The sequence below is a fragment of the Colwellia hornerae genome (assembly GCF_007954355.1).
GTDB lineage: Bacteria > Pseudomonadota > Gammaproteobacteria > Enterobacterales > Alteromonadaceae > Colwellia_A > Colwellia_A hornerae.
Genome location: NZ_VOLR01000003.1, coordinates 67,864 through 87,534, shown reverse-complemented (window position 1 = coordinate 87,534; position 19,671 = coordinate 67,864). Strand labels below are relative to the sequence as shown.

The window sequence follows — 19,671 nt, the reverse complement described above, 5'->3', positions numbered from 1 at the left end:
GGCTGAGTTATTTATTGATAACTCAGCCTGTAGAATTTTTTTACATTGACCAAAAGCAATTAACAATAGTTATGTTCGAAGCTCGTTTGCACAAAAGCAAAGAAGCAGCACGGAGTTGACGATAGTCAGTGAGTACTGCTGATGCCGCTATTGTGTTAACTAGCAAAGAAATAAGCTATTCGGTTACCCCATTCTGTAATTGGGTGCTTCTTTGGTGATGGTTACGTCATGGACATGCGACTCACCCATACCTGCCGAGGTTATTTTCATAAACTCAGGCTTAGTTCGCATGGTCTCAATATCTTTACAGCCAGTTAACCCCATTGATGAGCGCAATCCACCCATCTGCTGGTGGATAATTGCCGAAACAGGTCCTTTATACGCGACACGACCTTCAATACCTTCAGGTACCAATTTGTCAGCTTCACCATCAGATTTTTGGAAATAACGGTCACTTGAACCTTCTTTTTGGCTCATTGCGCCTAAAGATCCCATACCACGATAAGATTTGTAGTAACGACCCTGATAAAGTTCAACTTCACCCGGCGCTTCTTCGGTTCCAGCAAACATACTACCCACCATCACACAGTGCGCACCAGCAACAAGTGCCTTAGCAATATCACCAGAGAAACGAATGCCGCCATCAGCAATAACAGGAATACCTGTGCCTTTAAGCGCTTCTACCGCATTAGAGATAGCCGTTAATTGTGGTACTCCAACACCAGTAACAATACGCGTAGTACAAATTGACCCTGGGCCTATGCCAACTTTAACCGCATCGACGCCAACATCGGCTAATGCTCTTGCACCAGCTCCCGTTGCAACATTACCGGCAACAATTTGTAAATCAGGATATTTTTGACGGGTTTCTTTTACGCGATCAAGCACACCTTGCGAATGGCCATGTGAAGTGTCAATCAGTAAAACATCAACACCCGCGGCAACTAACGCGTCAATCCGTTCATCAGTACCCGCGCCTACACCAACTGCAGCACCAACTCGTAAACGTCCTAATTGATCTTTACAAGCGTTAGGTTTATTTTCAGCTTTTTGATAATCTTTAGCGGTGATCAAACCCACTAACTTGAATGCATCATCAACCACTAAAATTTTCTCAATACGATTGCTGTGCATTAAACCGAGTATTTCTTCACGTGCGGCGCCTTCTTTAACTGTCACTAAATTTTCTCTCGGCGTCATTAATGCAGAGACAGGCTTAGTTAAGTCTGTTTCAAAACGTAAGTCACGGCCAGTAATAATACCAGTAAGATTACCGTTTTCATCAACAACAGGGAAACCTGAAAAGCCAAGATCATCGGCTTTATGCATAACTTCTTCAATGGTGAAGTTAGCATTGACGGTAACGGGGTCTGAAACAATACCACTTTCGTATTTTTTAACTTTTAATACGTTAGCCGCTTGTTCAGCAATGGTCATATTTTTATGAATAAAACCTAAACCACCTTCTTGCGCTAGGGTAATAGCTAAAGGTGCTTCGGTAACTGTATCCATAGATGCAGATACCATAGGTATATTTAAATTAATTTTACGGGTTAATTTAGTTTTTAAATCGGCCGTATGTGGGAGTACTTCTGAATGAGCAGGTACAAGTAATACATCATCAAAAGTTAGTGCTTCTTGGGCAATTCTTAGCATCGCAACATCTCTCTAAAAAGGTTGGTTAGGGAGTGAATATTGCGGCAGAATTTTAACCGTTTTGTGCTTTAAGAACAACTTAAATTTAACGATAAACTAAAATAAATACCCCTAGATAGTTTAAAGAAATATATAATAATGCTTAACATTAAATAAAATAAGTATTTTATGGCTACGCAGCACATTTTACAGGTAAGTGAACTGACCAGAAAAGTTAAGTTCATGCTAGAAAGTGAACTTAATACCGTATGGTTATCTGGTGAAATATCAAATTTCATTGCCGCTAGCTCAGGCCATTGGTATTTATCACTCAAAGACAGTAAATCACAAGTGCGTTGCGCGATGTTTAAAGGTAACAACCGACGAGTTAAGTTAGCGGGTGGTTCAGCGCCTCGCAACGGCCAACAGGTGTTAGTGCGAGCCAAAGTTTCTTTGTATGAGCCGCGTGGTGATTTTCAATTAATTATTGAAATGATGGAAGATGCCGGTGAAGGCTTATTACGACAACAATTTGAGCAATTAAAAAGTAAGTTAAATGCCCAAGGCTTATTTGCTCAACAGTTCAAACAAGCCATTCCTAGAAATATTACCACGGTTGGCATAGTGACTTCGCCAACCGGCGCTGCAGTCAAAGATATTATTTCTGTCTTACAAAGGCGTAACCCCGCTATAACCATAGTTATATACCCAGCACTTGTGCAAGGCGAGCATGCTAAACATGACATTGTTCATGCTATTGATATCGCTAATCAACGCGAAGAATGCCAAGTATTAATTGTTGGTCGTGGTGGTGGCTCTCTAGAAGACTTATGGAGCTTTAATGAAGAAGACGTAGTCAACGCTATTTTTCATAGCCGAATTCCCATTATCAGCGCTGTCGGTCACGAGATAGACACAACCTTAAGTGATCTCGTTGCTGATTTAAGAGCACCAACGCCCTCTGCAGCGGCAGAACTTGTTTCGCAAGACAACAGTGAATTACAAAGTCGCTTACAAGAATGGTCAACACGTGTTCAGCAGTTATTTATTCAAAAAGTTAAACAAGATAACTCAAGCCTACAAAACCTTAATCATCGCTTAACGCAAGTCCATCCTGAAAGGAAACTTCAGCAACACCAGCAAAAGTCAGATGAATTAAATATTCGCTTAGATAGTGCAATAAAGCGTGAATTGGCGCGTTTTAGACAAAAGCCTGAAAAATTAGCTCGGGATTTACAGCATTTTGAACCAACAAAAGTGATTACTCAACATCAAAGTACTTTGCGCCACTTAGATGAAAGATTACAACGAGCATTACAGGTGAACTTAAACAACAAAACTGAACATTTTGTTAACGTTATTGAACAGCTCAATATTGTTAGCCCACTCGCGACTATTGCCCGTGGCTATAGTGTCAGTAGAAATAGTCGTCAGCAAATTATTCGCACAAAAGATCAAGTGGCTCTTGGCGATAAGATATCTATTGAAGTCAGTGATGGACGCATTTTCAGCCAAGTTACCGACAAGGTTTAATTTTCAGCAATAACGGCATGCTGGAGTAACTTTATTACCGAGGCTTTGCTTTTTTCTTCAAACTTTAAACCAATACAAAGACCATTAGCTTGTGATTTATAGCTACAAGTTTCTGCAGAAAACTTTAAGTTTCCTAATCCTTGAAAGTCTTCAACGACTAATTCGACACATTTATCTTTTTCCATCACTAACGACTCACCGTTATTGATCAAAACTTGGCAGCCATTAACCGAAATATCTATGATAGTCGCTTGCCAATATTCTTTGGCAATTTTGATCTTAGCAATAATGTCAGTATCAATGCGCATCGCCGAACGTAAACTTTGTAAACTGACTGAACGCGGGAAATCCAAGACAATTAATCTCGATGGAATCTGTAAGGTTTTTTTAACATTACTCACAAAAGCAACCACAGCGCCTTCATGCCCTTCAATTAAACCTCGCACGGTAATACTAGCCCCTTGTGTAATATATTGAGAAAAATTTCCTAATTTATTTGCATCAGGGAATTGCACTAAAACATAATGCTTAGGGAGATAGCCGATGAAGGTACTGCGAAATTTTGCTTTTTGTCCAGCAGGTGTCGCTATATCGATGGTGATAGTTGAACCTGACTGCAATAAGCCAAGGTTTCTGTCTAAGCGGTTAACCAACGCAATTTTTTTAGGAGTGGCTGTCATAATGTTAACATTTAAGAATAAGGTTTTTAAATGTAGCACTTAGCAAAAAGCCAATCAAATGATTGGCTTCAGTAATATTAACTTATTATTAAAAAGACTTAAATTTTTAGTCCTTTTTGTAACCTTCCGTAGCTCTCGCCATTTTCTTTTGCTCGGTATAAGTCAACTTCTTCTTGCCGGCAAACGGGTTACTTGTTTCTCTAAATTCAATTCTAATCGGTGTACCCATTATTTTTAATGATTTACGGTAATAATTCATCAAATAACGTTTATATGAAACAGGAAGTTTTTTCGCTAAGTTACCATGAATAACAATAATTGGCGGATTATATCCACCCGCATGTGCATACTTAAGCTTAATACGGCGCCCTTGACTCATCGGTGGTTGATGATCAAACGTAGCCATATCTAATATTTTGGTTACCATTGAAGTAGAAATACGTTTCGTGGCAGAAATGAAAGCTTCTTCAACCGACTCGTATAAATGGCCAACACCTGTACCGTGTAAGGCTGAAATAAAATGAATACGCGCAAAATCAATAAAACCTAAGCGACGATCTAGTTCAGTTTTAATACGATCTTTAACATGTTCTTCTAAACCATCCCATTTATTAACCGCTAGCACTAACGAACGACCGGCTTCTAAAATAAAGCCAAGTAAACTTAAGTCTTGATCGGTAATACCTTCGCGAGCATCAATGATTAACAAACAAACGTTGGCATCTTCAATAGCGCGTAGGGTTTTGATAACTGAGTACTTTTCAACAACGTCAGTAACATTTTTACGACGACGAATACCCGCAGTATCAATAAGCGTATATTCACGTCCATCGTGTTCCATCGGGATATAAACACTATCGCGAGTGGTACCCGGCGCATCAAAAACAACAACACGGTCTTCACCTAATATACGGTTAGTCAGTGTTGACTTACCCACATTAGGCTTACCAATAATGGCAAGTTTGATTTTATCATTTTCAAATGGTGCTTCAGCAATTTTTTCTTCATCAGTTTTAGCTGAAAATTCCTGTGTTCCATCAAACTCGTCGTTTTCACGAGCTTCACCAAGCGCTTCTATATGAGGTGTTAATGCCAATGTTAATAATTGTGTAACACCACGGCCATGGGCAGCGGCAATTTTATGAACGGTATCACCCAGTGATAACTCATAAAACTCAGCAACGGCAGAATCAGCATCGATACCATCAACTTTATTCGCCACCAAAAATATTTTTTTATTTTGTTTGCGAAGATAGTCAGCTATACCGATATCCGCTGATGTTAAACCATCACGGGCATCAACCATAAATAAAACGGCATCAGCTTCGGCTATCGCCATCAATGACTGTTCGGCCATTAATGCATCAATACCTTGTTCATTGCCATTAATACCGCCGGTATCAATAACAATAAAAGGGTGGTCTTCTACTTTCGCTTGGCCATATTGGCGATCACGCGTTAAGCCAGGATAATCTGCTACGAGAGCATCACGGCTTCGGGTTAATCGGTTAAATAACGTCGATTTGCCAACATTAGGACGTCCGACAAGTGCAACAACTGGAAGCATGTTTACCTCTATAAATTCATTTGTAGAGTAAACACCGTTATGCAAAATGCAAAACTTTTACTCTATTTAATAACAAACAACGGCTCCAATGCATTCTGCAATGGAGCCGCTTAATTCTAGCTGATAAAAAGACTTATGGAATTTTTATCGCTTGCAAATCACCATTACGTGATTGTGCGTAAATAATATCTTCGTGCACGGTTGGTGCTATATTTAAACCGCTGCTGTCAACTTCGTGACGAGCAAGGATATCACCGGTTGTTTGGTCGATAAAATGAAGATAGCCTTCAAAGTCGCCAACCACAATATAATCACCAATAACAGCAGGACCGGTAACACCACGATTAGTGAGTGCAAGTTGGCTCCACTTTTCAAAACCGTTTAAACGGTCAACCGCATAAACATGCCCTTTAATATCGGTTAAAAATAGGGTGTTTCCACTAATAGCCATATCATGATATGACGAATACTGACGTTCCCAAATCATCCGACCGCTACGTAAATCTATCGCGGTTAAATTGCCTTTTACAGAAATACTGTAAACTTTATCGCCGTAAATAAGTGGCGCAGAGTCAACATCAATAACTCGCTCTAATTGTGTAGAGCCACCAGCTTCACCAACTTCTGCCGTCCAACCTTGCTGACCGGATTCAAGAATATACACGCTCATGGTTCCGTTAGCTGAACCGACCATAACTCCGCCAGAAGAAATCGCCGGCGAACTAACACCACGTAACGTTAATGCTGGCACTTCTTGTTCGACTTGCCATTCATCTTGACCGTTAGAAGCGTTAAAAGCCTTAATGACACCTGAAGCCGTATTGACGACTAAAATACCAGCATCAATGGCGGGAGCTGCAATAACTTCGCCTTTTACTTTTCCTTGCCAATCAAGCTTACCCGTATCGGCATCTAGTGCGAATACTTCGCCATTTTCACTGCCAATAAATATTTTTTGGATACCCGAGATCGGGCCACCATTTAATAAAGCCGATTGTCTGCGATCAAAAAAGCTGCGTTCGCCTTTTATATCACTTAAGTCTGTTGACCAAATCTCTTCACCATTTTCAAGTTCAAGAGCAACAACATCACCATCACGACTGGCACTGTAAATTTTGCCGTAAGCGACATTGGGTTTAATACGCGAAAAATAATCGCTGACACCATTACCGACAGTTGATTCCCAGAGCACATCAGCTTCAAAAGCTTGCTTGATTTCTGTTAATTCAGCAACTTTAGTCGCTTCATCTTCTTCGTCAGTTGAAGAACAAGCTCCAAGCCCTAATGATAATAGCGCTATCGCTAATAATTTTTTATTAAAGCGTAATTTTTTTAACATATTAATGATCAGCCTCTTTATTTAGCAATCGATGATAATTGGGCTAAATCATTTAATTTCATTTGTAAGGCACCATTATTTGTTTGGCCTTCAACATCTAGTGCAGCTTGATAAGCATTACGAGCAAGTTCTACTTTACCTTGCTTGAAATAGGCATCGCCTTTAGTTTCATCAATCGCACTTTTAAACGATTCTGGCAGCGTTACCGATAAAGTTGCTAATGCTTCAGTGTATTGCTCAAGTTGAATTTGCACACGCGCTAACCGAATACTTGCGATAGCTTTAATACCTTGATTGGTAGAGCTTTCAATAGCACTTGCTAAATGAATAGCAACTTGTGGCCAATCTTTATGAGTAGCCGCTTCTTTTGCTAGCGCAAGCGCCGTTAATGAAGCGTAGCTAGAGTCTTTATTCTCAGTAATAAATTTACTCGCACTTGCTGAAAAAAGCTTTCCGTCTACCCCTGCACTTTCCATCACAGTTTGATAAGCATCAGACGTTATAACTTCATTCTCAAGTTGAGTATCTTTATATACGTTAAAGCCAATAAAACCAGCAAAACCTAAAACTAAACCAGCAATAATTGCAGTGCCATTTTCTTTCCAAAAACCTTTAATGGCTTCTACTTGTTGTTCTTCTGTTTGATAAACGTCCACTACTTCACCTTAAATTAAACTGTTTAATAAAGCTGGCACTTGTTCAAGCGACAGTTTCTGTTGTTCGTGTTGACCACGCAAATACTTTATCGTCACGCTTTGCTCAGCAAGTTCATCTTCTCCGATGATAATTGCCACTTGCGCACTCGATTTATCTGCCCGTTTCATTTGTTTTTTCATATTACCACCACCGCAGTGGTTTTGTATGCGAATATCTTTAACTTGATCACGCCATTGTTCACTGAGCAGTGCAGCTTTAATATCAACGCCCTCACCTAAACCAATAACATAAACATCAACTTGTGCGCGAATATTGTTGGCTTTTTCTAAGCTTGTTAACATTAACACTAAGCGTTCAATACCTAAGGCAAAACCAAATGCTGGCGTTGCTTTACCGCCTAATTGCTCGACTAAACCATCATAACGACCACCCGCACAAATAGTACCTTGTGCGCCTAAGCTGTCAGTTACCCATTCAAATACCGTGCGATTATAATAATCTAAACCACGAACTAAGCGGTCATTGATCACATAATTAATACCCGCAGCATCTAAACGCTGGCAAACACCCGCAAAGTGAGCTTTAGATTCTTCATCAAAATAATCACTTAATTTTGGCGCACCAACTAAAGCCGCTTGTACATCTTTATTTTTGCTATCTAAAACGCGTAATGGATTGGTCAGCATTCTACGTTTAGAGTCTTCATCAAGTTGCTCTTCTTTTTCAGTTAAGAAAACAACTAAAGCATCACGATAATTTGCGCGCTCTTCATTTGAACCTAATGAGTTTAGCTCTAGTGTGACAAACTCATTGATGCCAAGTTCCCGCCAAAGACGAGAAGTTAGCATAATAATTTCGGCATCTATGTCTGGTGTTCCAATTCCAAAGGCTTCTAAGCCAAATTGGTGGAACTGACGATAACGACCTTTTTGTGGACGTTCATGCCTAAACATTGGTCCCATGTACCATAAACGCTGTTCTTGGTTATACAGTAAACCATGCTGATTACCTGCACGCACACAAGATGCTGTGCCTTCTGGGCGCAGCGTTAAACTGTCGCCGTTACGGTCGTCAAAAGTGTACATCTCTTTTTCAACGATATCAGTAACTTCACCAATAGAGCGTTTAAAAAGCCCCGTAGATTCGACAATAGGCATACGTATTTCAGCAAAACCATAGCTACTAGCAACTCGGCGTAAAACTGTTTCAACCATTTGCCAAATAGGAGTTTCAGTGGGTAAACAGTCGTTCATCCCTCTGACGGCTTGTAATGTTTTACTCAAAGTAAGGCTCTCTTTGTCTATTGTATAAAATAGATATTTATATAAAACGGGAAAAATTAAGTGCAGCGCGCATTATAGGCAGTTTGAGACGAAACGTAAATAGTACAGCCATGATACCTCAAAATGTAGCTTTCAACTGAACTGTCACTGATATAACGTTTCGCTCTTTTTAAGGTTATTATATTACTCTATTTCTTTAAATTTTATTTTGTAAGCCGCATCAAGAAGTTTCGCTTTAGCACGAATGCGCTCCTCGAGTTGATCCACTAAATTATTATTATCAAAGCGGTCTTTTTGACGGATACCATCTAAATAATAACCACTTTTTCGGCTACTACCGGTTAAACCCAAATCAGAGATAATCGCTTCACCAGGACCGTTAACGATACAACCAATAATGGAGACATCCATCGGCGTTAAAATATCTTCAATACGTTGTTCTAACGCATTAACCGTGGCGATAACATCAAACTCTTGACGAGAACAGCTCGGACAAGCAATAAGGTTAATACCTCGGCTACGCAATTTTAGTGACTTTAAAATATCAAAACCAACTTTAATTTCTTCTATCGGATCTGCCGCCAAAGAAATACGTAAAGTATCGCCAATGCCTTCTGCTAATAACAAGCCTAAACCCACTGAAGATTTTACTGAACCAGAGCGTAAACCACCCGCTTCAGTAATACCAAGGTGAAGTGGGTTATCGATCTGCTTCGCTAATAATCGGTAAGATTCGACCGCAAGAAAAACATCGGAGGCTTTAACACTGACCTTGAATTGATCGAAGTTAAGCCTATCTAGGATATCAACATGACGCATTGCCGATTCAAAGAGTGCCTCAGGCGTTGGCTCAGTATACTTTTCTTGGATATCTTTTTCTAATGATCCGCCATTCACACCAATGCGTATAGGAATATTCAAATCACGTGCACATTCAACTACACTGCGTACTCGGTCTTCACGGCCGATGTTACCAGGATTAATGCGTAAACAATCTGCGCCATATTCAGCAACTTTTAAAGCAATTCGATAATCAAAATGAATATCGGCAACCAATGGTACTTTAACTAATTTCTTAATTTCGCGAAAGGCTTCTGCTGCATCCATGGTCGGTACACTCACCCGAACAATATCAGCACCCACGCCTTCTAATGCTTTGATTTGTGCAACGGTTGCTGCCACATCAGTCGTCAACGTATTGGTCATCGATTGCACAGTTATCGGTGCATCGCCACCAACAGGAACATTACCGACCATAATTTGACGAGATTTACGGCGGATGATTGGAGATTCTTTAAACATAATAATTCACAACTTTGGTGGTTTGTCACGTAAGCGTAACAAACGTTATTTATACAAAATGCTAATGACTAATGGGTAACCGGCAAAGTAAACTTAGCAATATTGCCGATATTAAACTGACTCATATCAATGGCTTCATCGGCAAAATTTATTGCCACCAATTCAGGCCTTCCTAAGGTAACATCAAAAGGTGCTTGCCCAGATATCGTCATAACGTAACCCAATTTTTTTACACCCCAAGCAATTCGCTCACCTGTTGCATCTGAAATATTTACCCAGCAGTCACCAGAAAAGGTAAAGATCACTTCGGTTAAAGCCGCTTCAGTCGACTCTTGCGCCATTATTGAGCGACTTTCAAGTGCGGCAGTATCTGCTTCACTCAGCTGACTACTTTCTATATTAACCGCTGAAGGTGTAATGTCACTACTTTGCTGTTCTGACACTGTAGTAGCGACTAACGGTGCTTTGGTAGTACTTTCAATAACGTTGTCAATTTTAGCTGTCGAAACCTTACTCGCTTGGTTGTCGGTAACATCTTCAACACGTTGAGTTTTTATCTCAATATCTGCAATCGGCGTCTGAGGTTGTTCTTTATTATTTTGCAGCCACCACATCACCGTAGAGCCAATGAGAATAGCTAAAATAATATAACTAACCCACATAATACGATTACTTTCTGCTAACTTTTCCGTCCCTTTAGAAAAGCTTTGTAACTTAGATACCTGTGCTTTTGCAATATTTAGTTGTTGATAGCTCACCAATACATCCTCTTGAGAAACATTAACTAATTTTGCATAGCTACGTAAATAGCCACGATTATAAGTTTCTGGCAAGCTGCTATTAAACAGCTCACTTTCTATTTCATTAACCAAAGTCAGACGGAAATTAAGTTTATTAGCGACATCTTGCTGAGATAAGCCCGCTTTCTTTCTAGCATCACTAAGAATTTGGCCCGGACCAATAAGTTGACTATCTTTAGAAAGCTCTTCTTCAATATTGTTGTGCAGTTCATCTGCTGGTGCAGTAGCTTGTGCCTTATTAATATTATTAGGCTTTTCAACATGGGTCATTGAGTTTTCTCTTGTTCTGCATTATTGGTAGCATTATTGGTTGGTATAACATCCGTATGCGTTGGCAAGGACACATGGAGCTTTTGGCCTAGCTTTAAAATATCGCTACGAGTGATATTATTCCAGCGTTCTAATGTTTTCATATGGGTATTGTACTGTTTTGAGAGGCTAAATAAGCTATCACCTTTGACAACAATATGTATTTTCGCTTCAAGAACAACTTTTTCCTGACTTTGAGTGTGCTTGACTGTTATCTTCTCGACGCTAGAACTTTCAGTGTTCTTTACTTTTTTACTCTCTGGTTTAGGTCGTTTTTTTTGAGCTTTATTCGGTGACAAAACCACGACACGTTTCTGTGGCGAGGTATCAATGGTCGGCATAATTGAAGCTTGATAAACCCTTGCTAAGTCATCCGCTTCAGTATGAGCCAGCGCATTTAAGATATATTGCTTAGCTTGGTAAGAATTTGGGAACATTTTTAACAGCATACTGGCATAATTTTTAGCTATACGATGATTACGTTGCTTTTTAAACACTTTATAAGCCAATGAAAGCGCTTCAGGACTAAAGCGGCGGGTTGCTTTTTCATAGCGCTTTAAATACCTTTGCGCGGTTTTATAGTCGGCAATCACGTACTGTAAACGTACCATTTGTAATAGGGCTGATGCTCGATTGGGACTATGCTGAATAGATTTTGTAAAATACTTTTCTGCTTTAACAAACTCACCGGCTTTTAATTGACAAAGTGCCAGGTTTTCGTAACTTTGTGAAACCATTAAGTACGTTGGGATTGCTATCGCTTTTAAGGTGTATTTTTCAGCATCGGCATACTTTTCATGTCGACAAAGAAAAACACCATAATTATTTAAAGTATCTGGGTTTTTTGCATCAATTGATAACGCTTGTTCATAAGCATTGGTGGCAAGCTGCGATTCACCAACCACATCGTAATAGTGCGCAAATGCCGTGTAAACTTGAGATAAGTTAGGTGAAAAACGCTTTGCTTTTTCTAAGTTTAATTTTGCTTGGCTAGTGTTACCCATTTTCAAATAACCCAGACCTAATGATATCCGAGTCATTGCCATTTCATTATTACTTGAGTCGCTTTCTACCACAGGTATCGTACTGTCATTCTCGTAGTTTTGCGTTACACATCCAGAAAGAACAGTTAACAAAGCGATAACGCTCGTTATAAATAACCACGGCATAAATTTAATCATATTGCGCAATGTCACTTATCATAATGTAATAATTACAGATTATACCTATACCCGATCTACTTCAAGATGCTTATTGAGCTAGCATGCTGTCGAACGGGTATAAATACCTCGAGAATAAAGTGTTAAACCAGTTTAACTGAAATCTCTTGGGCATTAGACACGTCATTTTTTGAAGAGTTCATTGCTGTTCGCTTTGTTCTATCGAAAACATCACCGGCTAATTGCCCACAAGCCGCATCAATATCATCACCACGGGTACGACGAGTAATAACCGTTAAACCATATGACTGTAAAACTTTGTCAAAACGGTCAATACGTGAATTACTTGAACGTTTATAAGGCGAACCTGGGTAAGGATTAAATGGGATCAGATTGATTTTACTGGGTAAATCTTTCAAAGCGATGGCAAGTTCATGTGCTTGGTCAGTACTGTCATTAACATGATCTAACATCACATATTCAATCGTTGCCTGTTTATTGGCTTTAGAACCTTCGATATAACGTCCAGCCGCCGCAATAAACTCTTCTAAAGGATACTTTTTATTAATTGGCACCAATACGTCACGAAGCTCATTGTTACCCGCGTGAATTGAAATAGCTAATGCACAATCTATTTTTTCTTTTAACATATCAAGCGCTGGTACTACACCAGAAGTACTCACTGTTACTCGACGTTTTGAAAGGCCGTAGCCCAAATCGTTTAACATGGTATCAAGCGCCGGAATTAAATTTTTCATATTTAAAAGCGGCTCGCCCATGCCCATCATAACAATGTTAGTAATGGGGCGTTTTCCGGCGATACGAGTCGCACCAATATCATTGGCAACACGCCATACCTGACCAATAATTTCGCTCATTGATAGGTTGCGATTAAAACCTTGCTGCGCCGTTGCACAAAACGTACATTCAAGCGCACAACCGACTTGCGATGATACACATAATGTTGCGCGATCGTTTTCAGGTATCCATACCGTTTCGACTTCTTGACCGCCTTCAAGGCGTAAAGAATATTTTATCGTGCCGTCGGTTGATACTTGCTTTTCAGATATCTCTGGCGCACTAATTTCTGTTTCACGCTGTAATTTTTCACGTAATTTTTTATTCAAATTAGTCATTAATTCAAAATCAGAGTAACCAAAATGATATATCCATTTCATCATTTGATCGGCACGAAATGGCTTTTCGCCAATTGAAGCAAAGTATTCACGCATCCCTTGATGGTCCAAGTTTAATAGATTTACTTTCTTCTTTACCGCAGATACGGTCGGGCTTACAACTTCAGTCACTTCACTCATGATTCACTACTTCTCAAACAACAAAATTACAAAAACAATTGTACAACTTTCATACAAAGCATAACAGTTTACAGATCAAATTATATTAAACCTTAACGCTTTTAATTAAGCTTCTCTTTATGTAAAACAAAGGGTTAGCAAATTAAAAAATTTAAGGTTTATTATAAGTCTAAAAATAACAAAAGGATTTTACTGAAAACAGTAAAACCCTTTCATTTTCTAATCTTTGATTAAACTCAGTAATGATGGATGTTCAAGAAGATAGCGCGGAGCTTACGTTAGTAAATAAACACTTTCTTCAATAAATATCAGCCATTAACGATGTCTAATTAAAATCAACCCAGACTGAACTCAAATTAACGAGTACGTGGGCAAATTTCATCAGCAGAGAAGAAGTAAGCAATTTCACGTGCAGCAGATTCTAAAGCATCAGAACCGTGAGCAGCATTTTCGTCGATGCTATCAGCAAGATCAGCACGGATAGTACCAGCAAGTGCTTCAGCTGGGTTAGTAGCACCCATGATTTCACGGTTTTTAAGAACAGCGTTTTCGCCTTCTAAAACTTGAACCATAACTGGACCAGAAGTCATAAATGAAACTAAAGCGCCAAAGAAAGGACGTTCGCTGTGTTCAGCGTAAAAGCCTTCAGCTTTTTCTTGGCTTAAGTGAATCATTTTAGAAGCAACAATTTTTAAACCAGCAGTTTCAAAACGGTTATAAATTTGACCAATGAAGTTTTTAGCAACTGCGTCTGGTTTTACGATAGAAAAAGTACGTTCGATAGCCATGATAAGCCCTTATATATATTTTAGATAAAATAGGTGTATAATTTTGGCGCGATTATAGACGAAATCTTATAAAAAGACTAATTTTATTAGGTTTAGAAGGATTTCTTCTTTTAAATAAGACCAAGGTGATTTTCTTATTAAGGCGCGGAACATAAAAAAGCCAATCATCAGATTGGCTTAAAAATAGCTAACGGGCTTGTTGCTAGCTTAAGTTAATCAATATTAAACACTGCTTCGACGATACTGTCGATATTCTGGCTGCCAAAAGTTTTGTTCTATTTTCGCCAGTAAACTTTCATCATCAATGCGTAAAGCTAAGTTTTGATCAAAAGCCACTTTTGCCACCGCAAATGCTATTTTTCGGCTTAAACTGGCAATTTCGGTCAGTGGAGGTAAGAGTTCACCTTGTCCGGTATTGGCCAATGGCGAAGCTTTAGCAAGAGTCTCACTGGCAACCATTAACATTTCATCGGTAACACGGTTGATATTTGCTGAGACAATGCCCAAACCTAAACCTGGAAAAATATAACTATTATTACATTGCACGATAGGAAAGGTTTTACCTTGATACTCAACGGGTTTAAATGGACTGCCAGTCGCAACAATCACCTCACCTTGAGTCCAGTTAATCACTTGCGTTGGCGTAGCTTCTACTTGTTTAATAGGATTACTAAGCGGGAAAATAATTGGCATTGGGCAGTGTGATTTCATTGCTCTAATCACTGGTTCGGTAAATAAACCGGGCACGCCTGAAACGCCAATTAAAATATCTGGCTGAGCATGATTCATCACGTCTAATAATGTCGCGTATCTTGCTGAAATAGTCCACGTTGAAATGGCATGAGACGATTGCACAAGTTTTTGCTGAAAGTCTCGTAAATCAGCCATACCATCGGTTAATAGACCAAAACGGTCGACCATAAAAATTTGACTGCGTGCTTGTTTTTCAGAAATACCTTCACTGACCATTTGCGCAATAATTTGTTCGGCAATACCACAACCGGCAGAGCCACTACCAACAAAGACAACTTTTTGCTGTGATAATGTGGTTTCTTTAGCCAGTTTTCGCCCTTTAATACGACATGCCGCTAGTAAAGTGCCGACAGTCACTGAGGCGGTTCCTTGAATATCATCATTGAAACAACAAATTTCATCACGATACTTATTAAGTAATGGTGTGGCATTGGGTTGAGCAAAATCTTCAAATTGTAATAATACATGTGGCCAACGACGTTTCACTGCTTGAATAAACATGTCAACAAACTCGTTGTATTCTTCTTGATTAATACGTTTATGACGACGCCCCATATACATAGGGTCGTTCAATAACTTCTCATTATTCGTACCAACATCGAGCATTACCGGCAAAGTATACGCGGGGCTAATGCCGCCACAAGCGGTATAAAGTGAAAGCTTGCCTATCGGAATACCCATTCCACCTATGCCTTGATCACCCAGACCAAGAATACGCTCGCCATCGGTAACAACAATGACTTTTATCTTATTTTTAGTCGCATTACGAAGAATATCATCCATGTGATGTCTATCTTCATAAGAAATAAATAATCCACGCGAACTTCGATAAATATCTGAAAACTGCTCACACGCATCACCGACTGTCGGCGTATAAATAATCGGCATCATCTCAGCTAAATGCGCCTGAACGAGTCTGAAAAATAAGGTTTCGTTATTATCATGAATGGTACGTAAATAAATGTGCTTGTTTAGGTTGGTTCGAAACTTATTATATTGCATAAAAGCACGTTCAACTTGCTCGTCTATAGTTTCATAACGAGGCGGCAATAAGCCCATTAAGTTAAAGTTGGTGCGCTCTTCTTCATCAAAAGCGCTACCTTTATTTAGTAGTGGGGTTTCTAACAGACTTGGACCCGCATAGTGGATATATAACGGGCGTTTGATATTTATTGTCATAATAATTTTTTATGTAGACCATATGGTTGATGAATAATCAAAATTCATGGTGGTGATATAAGCGGGTAGTATAAGCCAGATGAGGCTTATAAAACAATCAATTACCTGAACAAGATTAAAAATCGCCCTTAAATTTGTCGGCCGTTAATCGACTTCAGAAATCCATGCTAATTGAATGGCTTCTAGGACTCTTTCCCCACAATGCTTAGGGTCATCATCAAAATTATCAAGGGCTATCACCCATTGCATCAATTCTGGAAAATGTAATTTTAGCGGATCAGCATCTGGATGCGCTTCCATTAAGTCTAATGCTAACTCTAATGAGTCTGTCCAACGATATCCCATATATAACTCCAATTTTTTAAAACAAAAGATTAAACCACAATGCATCTATTGCAATCATGATAATTAACCAAATAAACATTCTTCGGTATTTAAGGCAAAATTGACAATCAGTTTGCCACCATTTTTTCAATGTCTCTTTCACTTAAACAACTCACCTTAATGCTTGGTCATAAGTATATACCCATGATACATCAAAGGCGCTAGTTCAGCAGGAATTATAATCGCTTTAGACAAGGCCTCGATTGGAGTATTATGGCTATAATTTAGCAAACACTATTTATCTAAAAAAGCAGAGAAGAAAGATGAGTGAGATTAAGTTTTCATCGGCACAAAAAGAATTACTGGTTCAAAAGCTACAGCGCTACTTTGCAAGCGAACTTGATCAAGACCTCGCTCAGTTTGACGCTGACTTTTTGCTTGATTTTTTTACCAAAGAAATGGGCAATCATTATTATAATCAAGGTATTTATGATGCCCAACAATTATTAACCGAAAAACTTGACTATATTTCTGATGAAATGTACCAATTAGAAAAACCAGCCAACTAATTGCCACTGAGCAAAAATAGATAAAGTAGCCTTAGCTTTATTATTTACCCTTTATCTGCAAGCTTAATTTTAAATTGTATTATCTAGCGTTAATTGTCATAAGAGTTGATTTATCACAACGATTATTATGATAAATACGCTAATATGATGTTACTGATTATTTGAAACACAAACCATGATGCAAATTACTGATTTAAATGAAGAGCAGAAAATTCTGCCAATATTTCGCTTGGGCTTTCGACCCTTTTTTTTAGGTGGTGCTGTTTTTAGTTTAATTGCCATTACTTTATGGTTATTAATCTATAAAGGGACCATTAGCTTTTCACCCTACGGTGGTGGCTATTGGTGGCATATTCATGAAATGATTTTTGGTTTCGGTAGCGCTATTATTGTTGGGTTCTTACTCACCGCTGTGCAAAATTGGACAGGTATTGCCAGTGTTAAAGGCAAACCCCTCGCCGCCTTATTCTTTTTATGGTTATTAGGTCGAGTGGTGATGTTAATGCCTGAGTTATTAGGGGCAACATTAAGTGCTTTAATAGATTTAAGTTTCTTATTAGCCATAGCGTATACACTCGCCAAACCAATATTAGCAATAAAACAGTATCGTAATTTATTTTTTGTACCACTCTTGGTGATGTTTACCATCGCCAATGGCGAAATGCACTTAGCGACCCTTTACCCACAAAGTGTTTCGTTAAGCTACTCCGGTTATGCCGGCGTTTTATTAGTAATATTTTTAATGTCCGTTATGTCTGGACGTGTTGTGCCAATGTTTACCGCTAATGGTACACAAACCACGAAAGCAACGCCTGCCCCTTTACTTGATAAACTTGCCAATGGCAGTTTACTGCTTGCTATGCTGATGCTGTTGTTACATCCATTGGTGGGTTTTGTGCCGATGTTTTTTGGCGTTATATTAATTTTTGCGGGGGTGTTTCAGTTAATTCGTTGGTTGAGATGGCGACCTTGGATAACACTGGGCGTACCACTGTTATGGTCATTACATTTCGCCATTAAATTTATTTGGTTTGGCCTTATCTTACTAGGGTTTAGCTATATTATTGATGAAATCCCCAGTAATCATGTTTGGCATCTATTAACGATTGGCGGCATGGGGGGAATTATTTTAGCGATGATTTCTCGTGTTTCTTTAGGACATTCTGGTCGACCATTAACCCCACCTAAAATGATGTCAGTCGCTTTTGCATCGATTACCCTATCGGCCATGGTTCGAGTATTTGGACCTTGGCTAGTACCAGAAAAAACTTTACTCTTTGTCGATATAAGTGGTTTTTTCTGGTTGCTTGCTTTTGGACTCTTTACCTTTTACTACGGCCCCATGTTGCTAAAAGCACGAGCAGATGGTCGCCCTGGTTAAACGAAGTAACACTAATGCCATAACATAAATATCACATGATAAGACGGCAAACAGAGATATACTCTGATTGCCGTTTTTTTTTATCTTGATTTCTATTAAGCTAACGACATAACTTCTTTTTGACTACTAGCTATGCAAACCGTTTTTTTAGATCAACAAACCTTTAGTGCCAGCATTTCATTGACTCGGATAAAATCTCAAGTCAGTACATTAAGCTGTTATACCACCACCACAGACAGTCAAATTATTGAGCGTTGTAAAACCGCTGAGATTATTATCACCAACAAAGTATTGTTATCTAAAAATATACTCGAGCAATTACCCCAGCTAAAATTAGTGTGCATTGCCGCAACGGGCATGAATAATGTTGACCTGGTTGCCGCTAAAGCACTTAATATTACGGTTAACAACGTCAGTGGTTATTCACAAGCCTCAGTCAGCCAATATGTCTTTGCGCAAATGCTTGAATATTTCAGTCATACCGCACACCACAACAATAATACTCAACAAGGACATTGGCAAAACAGCGCTACTTTTTGTTTTCATGGTAAGGGAAGCCAAGAACTAGCAGGAAAAACAATAGGCATTATTGGCTTTGGGTGCCTAGGCAAGGCAGTGGCAACAATTGCTGAAGCTTTTGGTATGAAAGTGCTTATTGCTGAGCGTTTCAATGCAACAAAAACAAGAGAAAACCGCCATAGTTTCAATGATGTATTAAAAAAATCCGATGTCATCAGCTTGCATTGCCCACAAACCGATGAGACAACAAACTTAATAAACCGTGAAAGTTTAGCGCTGATGAAACCCTCGGCGTTACTGATTAACACAGCTCGAGGCGCACTGGTTAATAGTGCTGATTTACTGCAGGCATTAAAGCATAAGATCATATCTCACGCGGTGCTTGATGTGTTAGAACAAGAGCCTCCGACAGCGAGTCACCCGTTAATTAATGCTTTAATGAAAAAAGAAATCGATAATCTGTCATTAACCGCCCATATTGCTTGGGCCAGTATAGAGTCGCAGCAGCGGTTAATTGATTTAGTTGCTGTAAATATTAAAAACTATAAAGCCCTATAAGGTTTACTTATAAGGCTTT

17 protein-coding genes are annotated in these 19,671 nt (G+C 39.1%); 4 read left to right on the top strand and 13 right to left on the bottom strand.

All coding sequences use genetic code 11. From position 1 onward, the window contains the following. Window positions 1–183: 183 nt before the first annotated feature. Window positions 184–1,656, bottom strand: a complete 1,473-nt coding sequence (guaB, locus tag ESZ26_RS02675) for an IMP dehydrogenase (RefSeq protein ID WP_146797914.1) — start codon at window positions 1,654–1,656, stop codon at window positions 184–186. A 168-nt stretch (window positions 1,657–1,824) separates the two neighbouring features. Between guaB and xseA the strand changes: the two genes are divergently transcribed. Then, window positions 1,825–3,168 carry an exodeoxyribonuclease VII large subunit gene (xseA, locus tag ESZ26_RS02670; RefSeq protein WP_146797915.1) on the top strand — a complete coding sequence of 448 codons (1,344 nt, stop codon included), beginning with the start codon at window positions 1,825–1,827 and terminating at the stop codon, window positions 3,166–3,168. Here xseA and ESZ26_RS02665 read toward each other — a convergent pair. From ESZ26_RS02665 to iscX, 12 genes are all read right to left on the bottom strand, one after another. Next, the gene (locus tag ESZ26_RS02665; RefSeq protein ID WP_146797917.1) at window positions 3,165–3,848 is read right to left on the bottom strand and encodes a flagellar brake domain-containing protein; all 684 of its coding nucleotides are present in this window, start codon (window positions 3,846–3,848) and stop codon (window positions 3,165–3,167) included. The two genes, xseA and ESZ26_RS02665, sit on opposite strands and share 4 nt — an antisense overlap. Before the next feature lie 106 nt (window positions 3,849–3,954). Further along, window positions 3,955–5,415, bottom strand: coding sequence for a ribosome biogenesis GTPase Der (der, locus tag ESZ26_RS02660; protein ID WP_070374800.1), 1,461 nt, complete (start codon window positions 5,413–5,415; stop codon window positions 3,955–3,957). Window positions 5,416–5,548: 133 nt separating this feature from the next. Then, window positions 5,549–6,754 (bottom strand): outer membrane protein assembly factor BamB, encoded by a 1,206-nt coding sequence (bamB, locus tag ESZ26_RS02655; protein ID WP_146797919.1) that lies wholly within the window; start codon window positions 6,752–6,754, stop codon window positions 5,549–5,551. A gap of 17 nt (window positions 6,755–6,771) precedes the next feature. After that, window positions 6,772–7,410, bottom strand: a complete 639-nt coding sequence (locus ESZ26_RS02650) for a YfgM family protein (protein WP_146797921.1) — start codon at window positions 7,408–7,410, stop codon at window positions 6,772–6,774. A 9-nt stretch (window positions 7,411–7,419) separates the two neighbouring features. Further along, the gene (gene hisS, locus ESZ26_RS02645; RefSeq protein ID WP_146797923.1) at window positions 7,420–8,694 is read right to left on the bottom strand and encodes a histidine--tRNA ligase; all 1,275 of its coding nucleotides are present in this window, start codon (window positions 8,692–8,694) and stop codon (window positions 7,420–7,422) included. A 183-nt stretch (window positions 8,695–8,877) separates the two neighbouring features. Then, window positions 8,878–9,996 (bottom strand): flavodoxin-dependent (E)-4-hydroxy-3-methylbut-2-enyl-diphosphate synthase, encoded by a 1,119-nt coding sequence (ispG, locus tag ESZ26_RS02640; RefSeq protein WP_070374804.1) that lies wholly within the window; start codon window positions 9,994–9,996, stop codon window positions 8,878–8,880. Window positions 9,997–10,064: 68 nt separating this feature from the next. Beyond that, window positions 10,065–11,066, bottom strand: coding sequence for a RodZ domain-containing protein (locus ESZ26_RS02635; protein ID WP_146797925.1), 1,002 nt, complete (start codon window positions 11,064–11,066; stop codon window positions 10,065–10,067). Further along, window positions 11,063–12,274, bottom strand: coding sequence for a type IV pilus biogenesis/stability protein PilW (gene pilW, locus ESZ26_RS02630; RefSeq protein ID WP_170246288.1), 1,212 nt, complete (start codon window positions 12,272–12,274; stop codon window positions 11,063–11,065). The genes ESZ26_RS02635 and pilW overlap by 4 nt, the downstream gene beginning before the upstream one ends. Before the next feature lie 134 nt (window positions 12,275–12,408). Further along, complete coding sequence (gene rlmN, locus ESZ26_RS02625) at window positions 12,409–13,581, bottom strand: dual-specificity RNA methyltransferase RlmN (protein WP_146797928.1); 1,173 nt, start codon at window positions 13,579–13,581, stop codon at window positions 12,409–12,411. 356 nt (window positions 13,582–13,937) lie between these two features. Further along, complete coding sequence (gene ndk, locus ESZ26_RS02620; protein WP_146797930.1) at window positions 13,938–14,369, bottom strand: nucleoside-diphosphate kinase; 432 nt, start codon at window positions 14,367–14,369, stop codon at window positions 13,938–13,940. Between the two features lie 222 nt (window positions 14,370–14,591). Beyond that, window positions 14,592–16,301: an NAD-dependent malic enzyme gene (locus ESZ26_RS02615; protein ID WP_146797932.1), complete on the bottom strand. Its 1,710-nt coding sequence runs from the start codon at window positions 16,299–16,301 to the stop codon at window positions 14,592–14,594. A 144-nt stretch (window positions 16,302–16,445) separates the two neighbouring features. After that, entirely contained in the window at window positions 16,446–16,646 is a 201-nt protein-coding gene (iscX, locus tag ESZ26_RS02610; RefSeq protein WP_146797934.1) for a Fe-S cluster assembly protein IscX, read from the bottom strand. A gap of 302 nt (window positions 16,647–16,948) precedes the next feature. Here iscX and ESZ26_RS02605 point away from each other — a divergent pair, with 302 nt between their 5' ends. The 3 genes from ESZ26_RS02605 to ESZ26_RS02595 all read left to right on the top strand — a co-directional run bounded on the left by ESZ26_RS02605 (window position 16,949) and on the right by ESZ26_RS02595 (window position 19,652). Further along, window positions 16,949–17,194 (top strand): DUF2164 domain-containing protein, encoded by a 246-nt coding sequence (locus ESZ26_RS02605; RefSeq protein ID WP_146797936.1) that lies wholly within the window; start codon window positions 16,949–16,951, stop codon window positions 17,192–17,194. Between the two features lie 175 nt (window positions 17,195–17,369). Then, window positions 17,370–18,575, top strand: coding sequence for an NnrS family protein (locus ESZ26_RS02600; RefSeq protein ID WP_146797937.1), 1,206 nt, complete (start codon window positions 17,370–17,372; stop codon window positions 18,573–18,575). A gap of 132 nt (window positions 18,576–18,707) precedes the next feature. Next, window positions 18,708–19,652, top strand: coding sequence for a D-2-hydroxyacid dehydrogenase (locus ESZ26_RS02595; protein ID WP_146797938.1), 945 nt, complete (start codon window positions 18,708–18,710; stop codon window positions 19,650–19,652). Window positions 19,653–19,671 lie beyond the last annotated feature (19 nt).

Coding starts and splice junctions, on each gene's coding strand:
- bamB (WP_146797919.1), bottom strand. CDS start 6,754: ATGTTAAAAAAATTACGCTTTAATAAAAAATTATTAGCGATAGCGCTA.
- ESZ26_RS02635 (WP_146797925.1), bottom strand. CDS start 11,066: ATGACCCATGTTGAAAAGCCTAATAATATTAATAAGGCACAAGCTACT.
- ESZ26_RS02605 (WP_146797936.1), top strand. CDS start 16,949: ATGAGTGAGATTAAGTTTTCATCGGCACAAAAAGAATTACTGGTTCAA.
- guaB (WP_146797914.1), bottom strand. CDS start 1,656: ATGCTAAGAATTGCCCAAGAAGCACTAACTTTTGATGATGTATTACTT.
- der (WP_070374800.1), bottom strand. CDS start 5,415: ATGCTTCCAGTTGTTGCACTTGTCGGACGTCCTAATGTTGGCAAATCG.
- ESZ26_RS02595 (WP_146797938.1), top strand. CDS start 18,708: ATGCAAACCGTTTTTTTAGATCAACAAACCTTTAGTGCCAGCATTTCA.
- ndk (WP_146797930.1), bottom strand. CDS start 14,369: ATGGCTATCGAACGTACTTTTTCTATCGTAAAACCAGACGCAGTTGCT.
- rlmN (WP_146797928.1), bottom strand. CDS start 13,581: ATGAGTGAAGTGACTGAAGTTGTAAGCCCGACCGTATCTGCGGTAAAG.
- ESZ26_RS02615 (WP_146797932.1), bottom strand. CDS start 16,301: ATGACAATAAATATCAAACGCCCGTTATATATCCACTATGCGGGTCCA.
- iscX (WP_146797934.1), bottom strand. CDS start 16,646: ATGGGATATCGTTGGACAGACTCATTAGAGTTAGCATTAGACTTAATG.
- xseA (WP_146797915.1), top strand. CDS start 1,825: ATGGCTACGCAGCACATTTTACAGGTAAGTGAACTGACCAGAAAAGTT.
- ispG (WP_070374804.1), bottom strand. CDS start 9,996: ATGTTTAAAGAATCTCCAATCATCCGCCGTAAATCTCGTCAAATTATG.
- pilW (WP_170246288.1), bottom strand. CDS start 12,274: ATGCCGTGGTTATTTATAACGAGCGTTATCGCTTTGTTAACTGTTCTT.
- ESZ26_RS02600 (WP_146797937.1), top strand. CDS start 17,370: ATGATGCAAATTACTGATTTAAATGAAGAGCAGAAAATTCTGCCAATA.
- ESZ26_RS02665 (WP_146797917.1), bottom strand. CDS start 3,848: ATGACAGCCACTCCTAAAAAAATTGCGTTGGTTAACCGCTTAGACAGA.